The organism is Aeromicrobium sp. JP4, assembly GCF_054957925.1.
Genome location: NZ_CM143290.1, coordinates 1591234 through 1607440, shown reverse-complemented (window position 1 = coordinate 1607440; position 16207 = coordinate 1591234). Strand labels below are relative to the sequence as shown.

Genomic DNA, 16207 nt, shown 5'->3' with positions numbered 1-16207 from the left:
ATGACGGTGGAGAGCAGTCGTCGCCCGGGTTGAGACGGCGCGTAATCTCGGGGGGTGACTTTCGCGCGCTACGTGGCCCTGGGCGACTCCTTCACCGAGGGCGTCGGCGACGACGACCCGAGCCTGCCGAACGGCGTGCGGGGGTGGGCCGACCGGTTCGCCGCGGCGCTCGACCGCGCGCAGGGCGGCGGCCTGTCCTACGCCAACCTGGCGATCCGCGGTCGCAAGCTCGGGCCGATCGCGGCCGAGCAGATCGACCCGGCGCTCGCGCTGCAGCCCGACCTCGTCACGATCTACGCCGGCGCGAACGACATCATGCGGCCCAAGGTCGACCTCGACTGGCTGCTCGGGGAGTACGACCGGGTCATCGGGCGCCTCGCGGCGTCGGGCGCCCACGTGGTGATGTTCACCCCCGCCGACCCGGGCGGCTCGCGCATCTACGCACTCGTGCGCGACCGCTTCGAGCGCTACTGCGCCGCCGTGCGCGAGATCGCCGCCCGGCACGGGGCCACGGTCGTGGACTACTGGCACCTCACCGACTACCGGGATCCGCGACTGTGGGACACCGACCGCATGCACATGTCGCCGGCCGGTCACCAGCGGATGGCGATCGCCGTGCTCGACGCCCTCGGCGTGCAGCACGACCTCGAGCCGCTGGTGCTCGCGGACGCCACGCCGTTGAGCGTCCTCGATCGGGTCAAGGCGCAGGTCCAGTGGGCCGTCGAGTACCTCGGACCGTGGATCAAGCGCCGCGTCACCGGCCGCTCCAGCGGGGACGGACTCGACCCCCGCTACCGCGAGCTGACGCCGCTCGGCGGCTCAGCCGCGTAGCTCCTTCTCGACGGGCGTCCAGCGGCGGCCACGGGCCTTGACCACCGTGCCGCCGAGGCGCTGCTCGAGCGCGGCCGCCTCGGCATCGATCGCAGCGCCGGCCTCGGCGCCCACGTCGGCGAGCAGGCGCACCGCCACGCCGCCGTCGTCGCGGATCGCCCAGCCGCCCACGATCTCGCCGTCCTTCCAGACGGTGGGCCCGGCGTTGCCGGTGGTGTCGAAGACTCGCTCCGCGTGCGGGCCGAGATACCAGTCGCGCTGCTTCCAGCCCATCGTGGTGGGGTCGAGTGCCGGCAGCAGCGCCACCCACGGGCCGGGGTCCGGCGTGGGCTCGAGGTCGTCGGCGAGCGCGATGCCGGGTGCCCCGTCGAGCGTGACCTCGGCGAGGTCGAGGGTGGCGAGCGCGGCCGTGGTGTGGCCCTTCGTCCACCCGGTCCACCACTGCAGGTCCTCGGGCCGGGCCGGGCCGAAGCGGGCGAGCCAGCGTCGAGCGACCGTCGCCCGCGCCTCGGCGGCATCGGGCAGGGGACCGAGCGCCGGCAGCCACCGGTGCATCGCGGCCCAGCGGAACTGGGTGGACGCCCAGGAGCCCGCAGGTCGAGCGCGCACCACGTGGCCCTCGGCCGACATCACCGTGAGCAGCCGGCTGGCGATCGACTGCGAGGTGGCGTACTTCGTGCCGGCCCCGACCTCGATGCGGGTGCCCAGCAGTGGGTCGGCGGCGGCCAGCTCGGCGCTGCTGAACTCGTCCAGCCGGTCGAAGGCGGCCAGCGCCGCCGCGTGCGCCGACGCGAGCCACGTGTCGGGCTCGGCGATGCCCGAGTCGGCGATCATGCCGCGCAGCTTGCGGTACTCGGGCCCGGCGACGGAGTGCTGGACCGAGGCGAGGTACGCGCCGCAGTCCTGCGCGGGAACGGCGAAGACGGTGCGCCGCATGGCCAGCACCCGGACGAGGGACCGGTCGGCGTAGAGCGCGCGCTCGACCTCGGCGACCTCCGGACGGGCGAGGCGGGCCATCGCCGACAGCACCATCGAGGCCGGGTCGGTGCTGTGGAGCGCGGTCACGGACGCCGCGACGTCCTCGGCGCTGGTGACCGGTGCCGCGAGGGCGTGCCTGACCCCGAGGCGTCGGCGTCGCTCCGCCACGTCGATCCGCATGGGGCGACGCTAGCGGTCGGCACCGACGGGACGCGCCCGGTGGCCGGTCACGGACCCTCGGTGAACCGCGATCGACGGGCCTCGCGCAGGTGTCCACCACGCCGACACGATCTGTGCCGACGTCACCGCGTGAGCCTGCGATCTCCACTGCGTCTCGACAGCCATGATGGGGCCATGGCACACGAGTCGAACGAGATCACGTGATCCCGCGGGTGAGGGTCGTCAGGTACGTCACTCCCCTGCGCGAGGGCGGCAGCCTGCCCGGCGTGGTGGAGGCCGTCGACCTCGGGACCTACGTCTGCAAGTTCTCCGGAGCAGGTCAGGGGCCCCGGGTGCTCGTCGCGGAGGTCATCGTGAGCGGGCTGGCCGCCCGGCTGGGGCTGCGCACGCCTCGCCTCGTCGCCCTCGAGCTCGATCCGGCCATCGCGCGCTACGAGGCGGACGAGGAGGTGCAGGACCTGCTCAACGCCAGCATCGGCCTCAATCTCGGAGTCGACTTCCTTCCCGGTTCCTTCGGGTTCGATGGCCACGTCGACGCACGTGCCGACGATCGAGGCATGATCCTGTGGCTCGACGCGTTCTGCGCGAACGTGGACCGAAGCTGGCGCAATCCCAACCTCCTGGTGTGGCACGGCGACGTGTGGGTCATCGACCACGGCGCCTCGCTCTACTTCCACCACGCGTGGAGCCGGGGCATCACCGATCCCGGGCGTTTCGCCGCCCAGCCCTGGGACTCCTCCGACCACGTGCTGCGTTCGCACCTCGCCGAGGTGGCCTCGGCGGACGTCCGGGCCCGAGGCATCCTCTCCCGCGAGGTCTTCGAGGAGGTCGTGGCCGAGGTCCCGGACGAGTGGTTGACCACGACCCCCGATGTGACGCCCCGGGCGCTGCGCGAGGCGTACGTCGAATTCCTCGCCGCGCGGCTGGGCAGCACCGCCTGGCTCCCGGAGGTGACGGCATGAGCACGTACGCCTACCAGTACGTCGTCCTGCGATGCGTGCCACGCCCGGAGCGGGAGGAGTTCGTGAACGTCGGCGTCGTCCTCTACTGCCAGGAGGCCGATTTCCTGGCCGTCGAGTGGAGGGTGGACCGGCAGCGCATCGCCGCGTTCGCCCCCGACCTGGACCCGGACCGTGTCTGCGCCGCCCTGGAGTTCGTGAGCGGCGTGTGCGCCGGTGACGCCCGGGGCGGCGAGGCCGCGTCTCGTCCGTTGGGCCAGCGATTCGGCTTCCTGAAGTCGCCGAAGTCGACCGTCGTGCAGCCGGGACCCGTGCACGGGGGAGTCGCCGAGGACCCCGCTGCTGAGTTGTCCCGCCTGAAGTCGCAGCTGGTCGGCTGACCCGGTCGCAGGCAGGACGGTCGCCGTTGCCTCGCGGGCGGCGCCGTCAGCGCAGGGCGTCGCGGACCGGGATCAGCTTGGCGTCGGCCTCGGCCAGCTCGTCGGCGGGGGAGGAGTCGGCGACGATCCCGCAACCGGCGAAGAGCCGGGCGCCGCGGCCGTCGGCGCGCACCTGGGCCGAGCGCAGGCCGATGCCCCACTCGCCGTCGCCCGAGGCACCGATCCAGCCGACGGGACCGGCGTACCGGCCCCGGTCCAGCCGCTCGATCTCGGCGATGACCCGGACGGCGTCGGCGGTCGGCGTGCCGCCCACGGCCGCCGACGGATGCAGGGAGGCCACGAGCGACAGGACGCCCGCGTCGTCGCGCAGCACGCCCGTGACGTCGGTCGCCAGGTGCATGACGTTGGGCAGGTGCAGCACGAAGGGCGACTCGGGCACGTTCATGCCGGTGCAGTGCGGGGCCAGCGCGTCGGCCACCGAGCGCACGGCGTACTCGTGCTCCTCGAGGTCCTTGCTGGAGCGGGCGAGCGATGCGGCCAGGCCGAGGTCGCGCGCGTCGTCGCCGGTACGGCGGATCGTCCCGGCGAGCACGCGCGAGGTGACCAGGCCGCCCTGGAGACGGACGAGCATCTCGGGCGTGGAGCCGAAGAAGCCGTCGACGTGGAAGGTCCAGCAGCTGGGGTAGGTCGAGGCGAGCCGGCCGAGCGGCGCGCGCACGTCGAGGGGCTCGTCGAAGCGGGCGTCGACGGAGCGCGCCAGGACGACCTTGTCGAGCTCGTCGGCCTGGATCCGGCGCACGGCCTTCTCGACGGTGGCCGACCACGCCTCGCGGCGAGCGGGGTCGTCGGCGAACCGCACACCGGCCGGATCCCGTGGCGTCGAGGCGGAGAGCTCGGGCACGGGGCCGAGCGAGCGACCGATGGTGGTGACCCAGCAGCGCCCGTCGCGACGACCCACGACGATCTCGGGAACGGTGAGCAGCGAACCCGGGCGGTCGGCGAACGTGAAGCTGCCGAAGGCCACGAGGCCACTGCCGGGCAGCTCGACCTCGTCGCGGACGACCGAGGCGTCGACGACCTCGGCCCACCAGTCGTCGGCGGCGTCGAAGCGGTCGTCGCCGTCGGGCGCGAACGACGCCGCGCGGCCCCAGCCGACGATGCCGTCGCCGCCGTGCACCCACGCGAGCGCGTCGGGGGAGGAGGGAAGGAGGGCGAGCAGCTCACCCGGATCGGCGATCTCGCGGGAGCGTGCGACGAGCGGTTCGGCGCGTCCGTCGGTCGCCAGCGTGCTCACCCGCTCCACCTTACTAGCGCTGTGAGAAGGCACGTGGTGGACCGGCGGAACGGGCCGGACGTGGGGACCGTGGGGGCGAGCGTGAGAAGGTGGCGCCATGAGAGCAGGGCTGGACAAGGATCCCCGCGACGTCGCGCGCATGTTCGACACGGTCGCGGCGCGGTACGACCTCACGAACGACGTCCTCTCCCTCGGTCAGGACCGCCGCTGGCGCACCAAGGTCGTCGCCACCGTCGACCCGCAGCGCGGCGAGCGGATCCTCGACCTGGCGGCCGGCACCGGCACGTCCAGCGCGCCGTTCGCCGAGGCGGGTGCTCACGTCGTTCCGTGCGACTTCTCGATCGGCATGCTCGAGGTCGGCAAGCAGCAGTACCCGGGGCTGAACTTCACGGCGGGCGACGGCATGGCGCTGCCCTTCGCCGACGGCGTGTTCGACGCCGTCACGATCTCCTTCGGGCTGCGCAACATCCACGACCCCCTTCAGGGCCTGCGCGAGATGCTCCGCGTCACCCGTCCCGGCGGCCGGATCGTGGTGTGCGAGTTCTCCACGCCCACGTGGAAGCCCTTCGAGACGATCTACTCCAACTACCTCATGCGGGCGCTGCCGACGATCGCCCGCCGCGTCTCGTCCAACCCCGAGTCCTACGTCTACCTCGCCGAGTCGATCCGCTCCTGGCCCGACCAGCGGGGCCTCGCGATCCGCATGTCCGAGGCCGGCTGGGGCCCGGTCACGTGGCAGAACCTGTCCGGCGGGATCGTCGCCGTGCACCGCGCCGAGCGCCCCCTTTGAGGCGCGCGTCACACTAAGTGTTACCTAACTCACACGCGTGGTCCACGCGGTTACTAGAGTGATCGCAGTGAGCCTGTGAAGATCTTCACAAGGTTCGTCCGAGGGTGATCGTCCGAGGGTGATGGAGGTGCCGTGAACGAGTACATCCCGATCTTGGTGCTGGGCGGACTCGCGTTGGCATTCGCGCTGTTCAGCGTCGGCATCGCGCCGTTCACCGGACCCGCCCGGTACAACCGGGCCAAGATGGACCGCTACGAGTCCGGCATCGAGCCGAGCCCGCTGCCCGAGGGTGGCGGCAAGGTCTCGATCAAGTACTTCTTCACGGCGATGATGTTCATCGTCTTCGACATCGAGATCGTGTTCCTCTACCCGTTCGCCGTCGTCTTCGACGAGCTCAGCTGGTTCGCGTTCTTCGCCGTCATGCTCTTCCTGCTCAACATCACGATCGCGTACGTCTATGAGTGGCGGCGCGGGGGAATGGACTGGACCTGATGGGCCTCGAGGAAAAACTCCCCAGTGGCGTCCTGCTCTCGACCGTCGAGGGCCTGGCCGGCTACTTCCGCAAGGCGTCGTTCTGGCCGGCCACGTTCGGCCTGGCCTGCTGCGCCATCGAGATGATGACGTTCGGCGCGCCGCGCTACGACTCCGGCCGGTTCGGCATGGAGGTCTTCCGGCCGTCGCCGCGCCAGGCCGACCTGATGATCGTCGCCGGCCGCGTCAGCCAGAAGATGGCGCCCGTCCTGCGCCAGATCTACGACCAGATGCCCGGCCCCAAGTGGGTGCTCGCGATGGGCGTCTGCGCCAGCTCGGGCGGCATGTTCAACAACTACGCGATCGTCCAGGGCGTCGACCACGTCGTCCCGGTCGACATGTACCTGCCCGGCTGCCCGCCGCGCCCCGAGATGCTGATCGACGCGATCTTCAAGCTGCGCGACTCGATCCAGCACACGCAGCTGGGCGCCGACCGCACCGCCGAGATCCGCGAGCAGGAGGCCGCCGCCCTGGCCGCCCTGCCCACCTCCGCACAGACTGGGTTGCTTCGATGAGCGACGAGACCCAGGACGCGTCGCACGAGACGCGGGCCGAGCTGAAGAAGAGCGACGCCACCGAGCTCGAGGTCATCGAGGTCCGCGAGGGCGCCTTCGGCGTCCACGGCACCGGCGACACCAGCGGCTTCGGCGGCCTGCGCCGCCCGGTGGTCATGCCGGGCGCATCGCTTCCGCCCTACGGCGGCTGGTTCGACGAGGTCGCCGAGCGGCTCGCCGGCGGTGAGGGCCTGGCCGACGCGATCGAGCAGGTCGTCGTCGACCGCGGCGAGATCACGTTCTTCATCCGCCGCGAGAAGCTGCTCCAGGCGGCGCAGCACCTGCGCGACGACGCGGGCCTGCGCTTCGAGCTCTTCAGCGGCGTCAGCGGCGTGCACTACCCGAACGAGACGGGTCGTGAGCTGCACGCGGTCTACCACCTGCTCTCGATGACCCACAACCGCCGGATCCGGCTCGAGGTCGTGTGCCCCGACGAGGACCCGCACGTGCCGAGCGTCGTGGGCGTCTACCCCACGGCCGACTGGCACGAGCGCGAGGTGTGGGACATGTTCGGGCTCCAGTTCGACGGGCACCCGCACCTGACCCGCATCCTCATGCCCGACGACTGGCCGGGCCACCCCCAGCGCAAGGACTACCCGCTGGGCGGCATCGACGTGGAGTTCAAGGGCGGCTTCATCCCCGCCCCGGACAACCGAAGGAGCTACTCATGAGAGCCGCCCAGCGGGTAGCCCCGGGACGCTCCGTTGAATCGCTCGCTCCGCTCGCAGTGCTGGGCGGCATCGACGTGGAGTTCAAGGGCGGATTCATCCCCGCCCCGGACAACCGAAGGAGCTACTCCTGATGGTCACCACCGACCCGTACGCGGGCACCTCCGAGTCCACCTCCGGCCAGGTCTTCAACGTCACCGGCGGCGACTGGGACACGATCGAGGCCGACGCCCTCGAGGGCGACCGCCTCGTCATCAACATGGGCCCGCAGCACCCGTCCACGCACGGCGTGCTGCGCCTCATCCTGGAGATCGACGGCGAGCAGGTGCACGACGCCCGCGCCGGCATCGGCTACCTGCACACCGGCATCGAGAAGAACATGGAGTTCCGCACCTGGACCCAGGGCGTGACCTTCTGCACCCGCATGGACTACGTCGCGCCGTTCTCCACGGAGGCCGCGTACGTCGGCGCCGTCGAGCGCCTGCTCGGCGTGGAGGACCAGATCACCGAGCGCGCCCAGATCATCCGCGTGATGCTGCTCGAGCTCAACCGCATCTCCAGCCACCTCGTGGCGATCGCCACCGGCGGCATGGAGATCGGCGCGCTCACCGTGATGACGTGCGGCTTCCGCGACCGCGAGGAGATCCTCAAGGCGTTCGAGCTCATCACCGGCCTGCGCATGAACCATGCGTACTTCCGCCCGGGTGGCGTGGCCCAGGACCTCCCGGAGGGCACCACGGGCGAGCTGCGCGACCTCGTCGCCCTGCTGAAGAAGCGCCTCCCCGAGTACGCCGCCCTCTGCAACGCCAACCCCATCTTCAAGGGCCGGCTCAAGAACGTCGGCCACCTCGACCTCGCCGGCGTGCTGGCCCTGGGCATCACCGGGCCGATCCTGCGCTCGACGGGTCTGGACTGGGACCTGCGCCGCACGCAGCCGTACTGGGGCTACGACTCCTACGAGTTCGACGTGATCACCCGCGACGAGCCCGACGCCTACGGCCGCTTCATGATCCGCCAGCTGGAGATGTGGGAGTCGCTGCGCATCGTCGAGCAGTGCATCGAGCGCCTCGACGCCACCGAGGGCCAGCCCGTGATGATCGCCGACCGCAAGATCGCCTGGCCCGCGCAGCTCTCGGTGGGAGCGGACGGCCAGGGCAACTCGCCCGAGCACATCCGCCACATCATGGGCGAGTCGATGGAGGCGCTGATCCACCACTTCAAGCTCGTCACCGAGGGCTTCCGGGTGCCGGCCGGGCAGGTCTACTTCCCGATCGAGTCGCCCAAGGGCGAGATCGCGTGCCACGCGGTCTCCGATGGCGGCACCCGTCCGTTCCGCGTCCACTTCCGCGAGCCGTCGTTCGTGAACCTGCAGGGCGTCTCCGCGATGAGCGAGGGCGGCATGCTGTCCGACGTCATTGTCGCGGTGGCATCCATCGACCCCGTCATGGGAGGCGTTGATCGATGACCGAGCAGATTTCTGAAGGCCTTTCGGAGACCACGGTGGCCGAGCTGCGCGAGCTCGCGGCCCGGTACCCGCAGGCGCGCAGCGCGCTGCTGCCGATGCTGCACATCGTGCAGTCGGAGCAGGGCCGCGTGACGGCCGAGGGCATCGAGGTGTGCGGGCAGATCCTGGGCCTCACCGAGGCCGAGGTCAGCGCCGTCGCCACCTTCTACACGATGTACAAGCGGCGCCCCATGGGCACGCACCACGTCGGCGTCTGCACCAACACCCTGTGCGCCGTGATGGGTGGCGACGAGATCTTCGAGCGCCTGTGCGGTCACCTCGACGTCGGCAACGACGAGACCACCGAGGACGGCCGGATCACGCTGGAGCGCGTCGAGTGCAACGCGGCCTGCGACTTCGCGCCGGTGATGATGGTCAACTGGGAGTTCTTCGACAACCAGACCCCCGAGTCCGCGATCGACGTCGTCGACAAGCTCCGCTCCGGTGAGACGGTCCAGTCCACTCGCGGCGCCACGATCACCTCGTGGCGCGAGGCCGAGCGGGTCATCGGCGGCTTCGAGGATGGCCTGGTCGACGAGGGACCGGCCGCCGGCCCCGCGTCGCTCGTGGGCCTGGAGATCGCCGACCAGCGTGGCTGGGCCGCCCCGCCGCTGGACGCCTCGGGAACCGAGGCTCGACCCGAGTCGACCACCGAGGCGGTCGCCGAGGCCGACACGAGCCGGGCGGAGTCCGAGACCGTGGCCGAGCAGACCGACACCGACGTCGAGGGTGGCGCCGACCTGCAGGAGAGCGAGGGCGTCGATGACTGACACGCTGACCCCGGTCCTGACCGCCAACTGGGCCGACGACCGCGCCTGGACGCTCGACGCCTACACGGCGCGCGGCGGCTACCGAGGCCTGGAGAAGGCCCTCACGATGGACCCCGACGCCATCATCGAGGAGGTCAAGGACGCCGGCCTGCGCGGTCGCGGCGGCGCCGGCTTCCCGACCGGCATGAAGTGGGGCTTCATCCCGCAGGACAACCCGAACCCGAAGTACCTCGTGGTCAACGCCGATGAGTCCGAGCCGGGCACCTGCAAGGACATCCCGCTCATGATGGCCAACCCCCACGTGCTGGTCGAGGGCGTCATCATCTCCTCGCGCGCGATCCGGGCGAACACGGCCTTCATCTACGTGCGCGGCGAGGTCCTGCACGTCATCCGCCGCCTCCGCGCCGCCGTGCGCGAGGCCTACGAGGCCGGACACCTGGGACGCGACATCCACGGCACCGGCTACGACCTCGACCTGATCGTGCACGCCGGCGCCGGCGCGTACATCTGCGGGGAGGAGACGGCGCTGCTCGACTCCCTCGAGGGTCGCCGCGGCCAGCCCCGCCTGCGTCCGCCGTTCCCCGCCGTCGCGGGCCTGTACGCCTCGCCCACCGTCGTCAACAACGTCGAGTCGGTCGCGTCCGTCCCGGGCATCATCGCCGGCGGCGCCGACTGGTTCGCCTCGATGGGCACCGAGAAGTCGAAGGGCCACGGCATCTTCAGCCTCTCGGGCCACGTCGCCAGGCCCGGCCAGTACGAGGCCCCGCTGGGCATCACGCTGCGCGAGCTGCTCGAGCTCGGCGGCGGCATGCGCGAGGGCTCCGAGCTGAAGTTCTGGACCCCCGGCGGCTCGTCCACCCCGCTGCTCACGGCCGAGCACCTCGACGTCCCGCTCGACTTCGAGGGCGTCGGCGCCGCGGGCTCGATGCTGGGCACCCGCGCCCTGCAGATCTTCGACCAGACCACCTCGGTGGTGCGGTGCGTCCTGCGCTGGACCGAGTTCTACAAGCACGAGTCCTGCGGCAAGTGCACCCCGTGCCGCGAGGGCACGTGGTGGCTCGTCCAGACCCTGCGCCGGATCGACGAGGGCCAGGGCCAGCCGGGCGACATCGCGCTGCTGCTCGACCTGTGCGACAACATCCTCGGTCGCGCGTTCTGCGCCCTGGGCGACGGCGCCACCAGCCCGATCACCTCGGCCATCCAGTACTTCCGCGAGGAGTTCGAGGCCGGCATGACCACGGCGAGCCGCGACCTCTTCCCGCCCGCCGCCTCGACCCTGTTCGCGAAGGAGGCCGTCCGGTGAGCCGTCCTCCCCGTGATCTCGATACGCCGTTCGCTGCGCTCACGAGCTACTCGATCACCGGTCGTCGAGTGCGTATCGAGACCACCATCGTCCCCGTCGGAGGTGTCCACTCATGACCGTCACCGAGCCGAACCCCACCGACACGACGCCCGTCGACCTGGTCACGCTGTCGATCGACGACGTCGACGTCAGCGTCCCCAAGGGCACGCTGGTGATCCGCGCCGCCGAGCTGATCGGCACCGAGATCCCGCGCTTCTGCGACCACCCGCTGCTCGCCCCCGCGGGCGCCTGCCGTCAGTGCCTCGTCGAGATCCCCGACGCCGGCAACGGCCGGCCGATGCCGAAGCCCCAGGCCTCGTGCACCCTCGAGGTCGCCCCCGGCATGGTCGTGCGCACGCAGGTCACGTCGCCGGTCGCCGAGAAGGCCCAGGAGGGCATCCTCGAGTTCCTGCTCGCGAACCACCCGCTCGACTGCCCCGTCTGCGACAAGGGCGGCGAGTGCCCGCTGCAGAACCAGGCCCTCTCGCACGGCGCGTCCGAGTCGCGCTTCATCGAGACCAAGCGCCTGTTCCCCAAGCCGCTCCCGCTCTCGAGCAACGTGCTGCTCGACCGCGAGCGCTGCGTCCTGTGCCAGCGCTGCACGCGCTTCCAGTCCGAGATCGCCGGCGACCCGTTCATCGCCCTGCTCGAGCGCGGGGCCCATCAGCAGATCGGCATCGCCGAGGACGTCCCGTTCGGGTCGTACTTCAGCGGCAACACGATCCAGATCTGCCCCGTGGGCGCGCTCACCAGCGCCGACTACCGCTTCCGCTCGCGCCCGTTCGACCTGATCAGCGTCCCCTCGGTCTCCGAGCACGACGCCTGCGGTGCGGCGATCCGTGTCGACCACCGCCGCGGCAAGGTCATGCGCCGGCTCGCCGGCGACGACCCCGAGGTCAACGAGGAGTGGATCACCGACAAGGACCGCTTCGCGTTCACCTGGTCGCGCCAGGCCGACCGCCTGACGACGCCGCTCGTGCGCAACCCGCAGACCGGTGAGCTCGAGCCCACCTCGTGGCCCGGTGCGCTCGCCGTCGCGGCGCGGGGTCTGGCCGCCGCGGCCGGCAAGGGCGTGCTGACCGGCGGTCGCCTCACGGTCGAGGACGCCTACGCCTACGCCAAGTTCGCCCGCGTGGCCCTCGGCACCAACAACATCGACTTCCGCACCCGGGCCACGGCCAAGGAGGAGACCGAGTTCCTCGCGGCGAAGGTCGCCGGCACGCCGGTCGGCGTCCGCTTCGCCGACCTCGAGCGCGCCTCCACCGTGGTCCTCGTGGGCCTCGAGCCCGAGGACGAGGCCGGCACTCTGTTCCTGCGTCTGCGCAAGGCGAGCCGCAAGGGCGTGAACGTCATCGCTCTCGGCACGCACGCCACGCGCGGCCTGACGAAGATGAACGGCACCCTCGTGCCCACGGTGCCCGGGAGCGAGCCCGAGGCGCTGGCCGCCCTCGAGCTTCCCGCAGGCAGCGTCATCCTGGCCGGCGAGCGCCTGGCCGCGGTGCCCGGTGGCCTGTCCGCCGTGGCCGCCAAGGCCGATGAGACCGGTGCCCGCTGGGCGTGGGTCCCGCGCCGTGCCGGCGACCGCAGCGCCCTTGACGCGGGCTGCCTGCCCACCGTCCTGCCCGGTGGCCGCCCCGTGGCGTCCGCCGAGGCGCGCGCCGACGTGGCCGCCGACTGGGGCGTCGCGAGCCTGTCCGACGAGGCCGGCCTCGACACCGACGCGATCATCGCGGCGGCGGCGTCCGGTGAGCTGGGAGCACTCGTGGTTGGCGGTGTCGACCTCGACGACCTGGCCGATCCCGCGGCCGCACGCGAGGCCCTGCGCGCCGTCGGCTTCCTGGTGAGCCTCGAGGTGCGCGAGTCCGCCGTCACAGAGCTGGCCGACGTGGTCCTGCCCGTCGCGCCCCCGGTGGAGAAGGCCGGCACGTTCGTGAACTGGGAGGGTCGTCCGCGGCCCTTCGCCAAGGTCCTCTTCGACGCTCCTTCCCTGCCCGACGTGCGCGTGCTCGCCGGTATCGCCGAGGAGCTCGGCCGCCCGATCGGCATCCGCACGGTCGACGAGGCCGGCGCCGAGTGGCGTGAGCTCGGCCCCTGGGACGGCAAGCGCGCTGCGTTCCGCGCCCGCAAGCAGGCCGCCCCCCGGTCGGCCGCGAAGAAGGTCGTCCTCGACACCTGGAAGCTGCTCGTCGACGACGGCCGCCTCCAGGACGGCGCCGACTTCTACCGCCAGACCGCGCGGCAGCCCGTCCTGCGGGCCAGCGAGGCCACGCTGCTCGCCGCCGGCGTGCAGCCGGGCGGCCCTGCCACGCTGACGGGACCCACCGGATCGGCCACGTTCGTGGCCGAGGCGGCCTTCATGCCCGACGGGGTCGTGTGGGCGCCCACCAACTCCGGTGTGAACCTCGGCGCCGCCACCGGAGCCGGTCACGGCGCGCGGGTCGCGCTGTCGGGAGGTGTTTCCTGATGGAGCTCTTCGGCAACGATCCCTGGTGGGTGGTGGCGCTCAAGGCGCTGCTGATCTTCGTCTTCCTCGTCCTCTACACGCTCTTCAACATCTGGTTCGAGCGCCGTGTCGTGGCGCGGATGCAGCACCGCATCGGCCCGAACGTCAACGGCCCGTTCGGCCTGCTGCAGAGCCTCGCCGACGGTGTGAAGCTGGGCCTGAAGGAGGAGATCTTCCCGAAGGCCGCCGACAAGGTCGTCTACTACGTCGCGCCGATCATCGCGGTGGTGCCGTCGTTCCTGGCCTGGGCGGTCATCCCGTTCGGCCCGGTGGTCAACTTCTTCGGCCACGAGACGCCCCTGCAGCTGACCGACCTGCCCGTCGCGGTGCTCTACATCCTCGCGGTCACCTCGGTCGGCGTGTACGGCATCGTCCTGGCCGGCTGGTCCTCCGGCTCGATCTACGCCCTGCTGGGCGGCCTGCGCTCCAGCGCCCAGGTGATCAGCTACGAGGTCGCGATGGGCCTGGCGCTGGTCACGGTCTTCATCTACGCCGGCTCCATGTCGACGTCCGAGATCGTCGCGGCGCAGGAGGACATCTGGTTCTTCATCCCGCTGCTGCCGTCGTTCATCATCTACGTCATCGCCATGGTCGGCGAGACCAACCGCGCCCCGTTCGACCTCCCCGAGGCCGAGGGCGAGCTCGTGGGCGGCTTCCACACCGAGTACTCGTCGTTCAAGTTCGCGATGTTCTTCCTGGCCGAGTACATCAACATGGTCACCGTCGCGGCGCTGGCGACCACGATGTTCCTCGGCGGCTGGCGTGCGCCGTTCGGCATCGCCCAGATCTGGGAGGGCGCCAACGAGGGCTACTGGCCCGTCCTGTGGTTCTTCCTCAAGACGCTCGGCTTCATCTTCATGTACATCTGGCTGCGCGGCACCCTGCCGCGCATGCGCTACGACCAGTTCATGCACTTCGGCTGGAAGTGGCTCATCCCGATCGCGCTCGGCTGGATCGTCGCCCTGGCGTTCATCCGCAAGCTCCAGGTCGAGGACATGCTCGACCAGAACGCCATGCTCGTGGCCGCCGGAGTCGCCGGCGCGCTGCTGCTCATCACCTTCTTCCTGCCCACGCGGGACGAGGAGGACGAGGAGCTCGAGCCCGAACCGCAGGAGTTCGACGCCTTCGCCGGTGGCTACCCGGTGCCGCCGCTGCCCTCGCAGCGCGACGCCATGGCCGCCGCACCGACCACCACCTCGCAGCCCACTGATGGGGGAGAAGCGCGATGACGACACTCAAGGAGACCCTCTGGGACCCGATCGCCGGCTTCGGCGTGACGTTCCGGACGATGTTCAAGAAGCCGGTCACCGAGAAGTACCCGTTCGAGAAGGTGCCCACGGCGCCGCGCTTCCACGGCCGGCACCAGCTCAATCGCTGGCCCGACGGCCTGGAGAAGTGCGTCGGCTGCGAGCTGTGCGCGTGGGCGTGCCCCGCCGACGCCATCTACGTCGAGGGCGCCAGCAACACCGAGGACGAGCGCTTCAGCCCCGGTGAGCGGTACGGCCGCGTCTACCAGATCAACTACCTGCGCTGCATCCTGTGCGGCCTGTGCATCGAGGCGTGCCCCACCCGCGCGCTCACGATGACCAACGAGTACGAGCTGGCCGACGACAACCGCGCCGACCTGATCTACGAGAAGTCCGACCTGCTGGCGCCGCTGCTGCCGGGCATGGTCGAGCCGCCGCACGAGATGCTCATCAGCGACGACCACACGGACTACTACCGCGGGAAGTCGCTGCCGATCGTGGAGACCACGAGCGGGCCGGAGGCCACGGCGTGACCGCGTTCTGGATCCTCGCCCCGGTGATGGTGCTGGCGGCGATGGGGCTCATCTTCGCCCGCAAGGCGGTGCACGCGGCGCTGTGCCTGGCGGTCGTGATGATCTGCCTCGCGATGCTCTACGCGGCGCAGGGCGCCCCGTTCCTGTTCGCGGTGCAGATCATCGTCTACACCGGCGCCATCATGATGCTGTTCCTGTTCGTGCTGATGCTCGTGGGCGTCGAGACCTCCGACTCGGTCGTGGAGACCATCAAGGGCCACCGTGCCGCGGCGGCGATCGTGGGCATCCTGTTCGCGCTGGTGCTGACCACCGCGATCGCGCAGTCGGTGTCCGCCGCCGTCGTCGGCCTCGGCGAGGCCAACGCGAACGGCAACGTCCACGGCCTCGCCTCGCTGCTGTTCACCAAGTACGTGCTGGCGTTCGAGTTCACCGCCGCGCTGATGATCGTCGCGGTGCTCGGCGCCATGGTGCTGGCCCACCGCGAGCGCCTCGTCGACCCGCCCACCCAGGCCGAGCTCCAGGCGCGCCGCATGCGCGACTACGCCGAGACCGGCAAGCACCCGGGCAACGCGCCGACGCCCGGCGTCTTCGCCCGGCACAACGCCGTCGACACCCCGGCGCTGCTGCCCGACGGCACCCCGCTGCCCGAGTCGGTGCCCGGCACGCTCGTGTCGCGCCACCAGTTCGAGGTGCACGACGGCGAGGACGTCACCCGCGTGGTGGGCCAGATCTCGGCGAGCGACATCGATCCCGACGCGCGGCCGCTCACCACCGAGCGACCCGACGTCGCCAACCCGACCACCGGTGAGGCTACCGGCGGGGCCACCGACGAGGAGGACCGCGCATGACCGAGTACCTCACCCTGTCGATGCTGCTGTTCTCGATCGGCGCGGTCGGCGTCCTCGTGCGCCGCAACGCGATCGTCGTGTTCATGTGCGTCGAGCTCATGCTGAACGCCACCAACCTCGCGTTCGTCTCGTTCGCGCGCCAGCACGGCAACCTCGACGGACAGGTCGCGGCGTTCTTCGTCATGGTCGTCGCCGCCGCCGAGGTCACCATCGGACTGGCCATCATCGTGTCCATCTACCGCACGCGTCGGACGACTTCGGTCGACGAGGCGAACCTGCTGAAGGCCTGAGGGAG

General features: G+C 71.0%; 17 protein-coding genes. 15 read left to right on the top strand and 2 right to left on the bottom strand.

What is annotated here, in order from left to right; genetic code table 11:
• The first annotated feature begins 54 nt into the window (after nucleotides 1-54).
• A complete protein-coding gene (locus ACY1JX_RS07980; RefSeq protein WP_462565773.1) occupies nucleotides 55-831 on the top strand; it encodes an SGNH/GDSL hydrolase family protein in 777 nt (258 codons plus the stop codon).
• On the opposite strand, the gene ACY1JX_RS07975 is transcribed toward ACY1JX_RS07980, so the two are convergent.
• Complete coding sequence (locus tag ACY1JX_RS07975) at nucleotides 820-1989, bottom strand: winged helix DNA-binding domain-containing protein (protein WP_286927661.1); 1170 nt, start codon at nucleotides 1987-1989, stop codon at nucleotides 820-822. The two genes, ACY1JX_RS07980 and ACY1JX_RS07975, sit on opposite strands and share 12 nt — an antisense overlap.
• A gap of 212 nt (nucleotides 1990-2201) precedes the next feature.
• Between ACY1JX_RS07975 and ACY1JX_RS07970 the strand changes: the two genes are divergently transcribed.
• Nucleotides 2202-2951, top strand: a complete 750-nt coding sequence (locus tag ACY1JX_RS07970) for a HipA family kinase (RefSeq protein ID WP_462565772.1) — start codon at nucleotides 2202-2204, stop codon at nucleotides 2949-2951.
• Nucleotides 2948-3328, top strand: a complete 381-nt coding sequence (locus ACY1JX_RS07965; RefSeq protein WP_286927663.1) for a DUF3037 domain-containing protein — start codon at nucleotides 2948-2950, stop codon at nucleotides 3326-3328. The genes ACY1JX_RS07970 and ACY1JX_RS07965 overlap by 4 nt, the downstream gene beginning before the upstream one ends.
• A gap of 46 nt (nucleotides 3329-3374) precedes the next feature.
• Here the strand turns inward: ACY1JX_RS07965 and ACY1JX_RS07960 are convergent, their stop codons facing one another.
• On the bottom strand, nucleotides 3375-4622 hold the full coding sequence (locus ACY1JX_RS07960) for an isochorismate synthase (RefSeq protein WP_286927665.1): 1248 nt from the start codon (nucleotides 4620-4622) through the stop codon (nucleotides 3375-3377).
• Between the two features lie 97 nt (nucleotides 4623-4719).
• Between ACY1JX_RS07960 and ACY1JX_RS07955 the strand changes: the two genes are divergently transcribed.
• The 12 genes from ACY1JX_RS07955 (at nucleotide 4720) to nuoK (ending at nucleotide 16202) form a co-directional block, all read left to right on the top strand.
• Nucleotides 4720-5412, top strand: coding sequence for a demethylmenaquinone methyltransferase (locus ACY1JX_RS07955; RefSeq protein ID WP_181754345.1), 693 nt, complete (start codon nucleotides 4720-4722; stop codon nucleotides 5410-5412).
• Nucleotides 5413-5544: 132 nt separating this feature from the next.
• Nucleotides 5545-5904: an NADH-quinone oxidoreductase subunit A gene (locus ACY1JX_RS07950; protein WP_078699174.1), complete on the top strand. Its 360-nt coding sequence runs from the start codon at nucleotides 5545-5547 to the stop codon at nucleotides 5902-5904.
• Nucleotides 5904-6458, top strand: coding sequence for a NuoB/complex I 20 kDa subunit family protein (locus tag ACY1JX_RS07945; RefSeq protein ID WP_181754347.1), 555 nt, complete (start codon nucleotides 5904-5906; stop codon nucleotides 6456-6458). Before ACY1JX_RS07950 ends, ACY1JX_RS07945 begins: the two co-directional genes overlap by 1 nt.
• A complete protein-coding gene (locus tag ACY1JX_RS07940) occupies nucleotides 6455-7168 on the top strand; it encodes an NADH-quinone oxidoreductase subunit C (protein WP_181754349.1) in 714 nt (237 codons plus the stop codon). Before ACY1JX_RS07945 ends, ACY1JX_RS07940 begins: the two co-directional genes overlap by 4 nt.
• A gap of 130 nt (nucleotides 7169-7298) precedes the next feature.
• Complete coding sequence (locus tag ACY1JX_RS07935; RefSeq protein WP_181754351.1) at nucleotides 7299-8630, top strand: NADH-quinone oxidoreductase subunit D; 1332 nt, start codon at nucleotides 7299-7301, stop codon at nucleotides 8628-8630.
• Nucleotides 8627-9439, top strand: coding sequence for an NADH-quinone oxidoreductase subunit NuoE (nuoE, locus tag ACY1JX_RS07930; protein ID WP_181754353.1), 813 nt, complete (start codon nucleotides 8627-8629; stop codon nucleotides 9437-9439). The genes ACY1JX_RS07935 and nuoE overlap by 4 nt, the downstream gene beginning before the upstream one ends.
• On the top strand, nucleotides 9432-10742 hold the full coding sequence (gene nuoF, locus ACY1JX_RS07925) for an NADH-quinone oxidoreductase subunit NuoF (RefSeq protein WP_181754355.1): 1311 nt from the start codon (nucleotides 9432-9434) through the stop codon (nucleotides 10740-10742). Before nuoE ends, nuoF begins: the two co-directional genes overlap by 8 nt.
• A gap of 112 nt (nucleotides 10743-10854) precedes the next feature.
• Complete coding sequence (locus tag ACY1JX_RS07920; RefSeq protein WP_286927667.1) at nucleotides 10855-13245, top strand: NADH-quinone oxidoreductase subunit G; 2391 nt, start codon at nucleotides 10855-10857, stop codon at nucleotides 13243-13245.
• Complete coding sequence (gene nuoH, locus ACY1JX_RS07915) at nucleotides 13245-14513, top strand: NADH-quinone oxidoreductase subunit NuoH (protein WP_286927668.1); 1269 nt, start codon at nucleotides 13245-13247, stop codon at nucleotides 14511-14513. Before ACY1JX_RS07920 ends, nuoH begins: the two co-directional genes overlap by 1 nt.
• Nucleotides 14510-15064 (top strand): NADH-quinone oxidoreductase subunit NuoI, encoded by a 555-nt coding sequence (nuoI, locus tag ACY1JX_RS07910; RefSeq protein WP_181754361.1) that lies wholly within the window; start codon nucleotides 14510-14512, stop codon nucleotides 15062-15064. Before nuoH ends, nuoI begins: the two co-directional genes overlap by 4 nt.
• Complete coding sequence (locus ACY1JX_RS07905) at nucleotides 15061-15912, top strand: NADH-quinone oxidoreductase subunit J (RefSeq protein ID WP_286927669.1); 852 nt, start codon at nucleotides 15061-15063, stop codon at nucleotides 15910-15912. Before nuoI ends, ACY1JX_RS07905 begins: the two co-directional genes overlap by 4 nt.
• Complete coding sequence (gene nuoK, locus ACY1JX_RS07900; protein ID WP_181754365.1) at nucleotides 15909-16202, top strand: NADH-quinone oxidoreductase subunit NuoK; 294 nt, start codon at nucleotides 15909-15911, stop codon at nucleotides 16200-16202. The genes ACY1JX_RS07905 and nuoK overlap by 4 nt, the downstream gene beginning before the upstream one ends.
• Nucleotides 16203-16207: the final 5 nt, after the last annotated feature.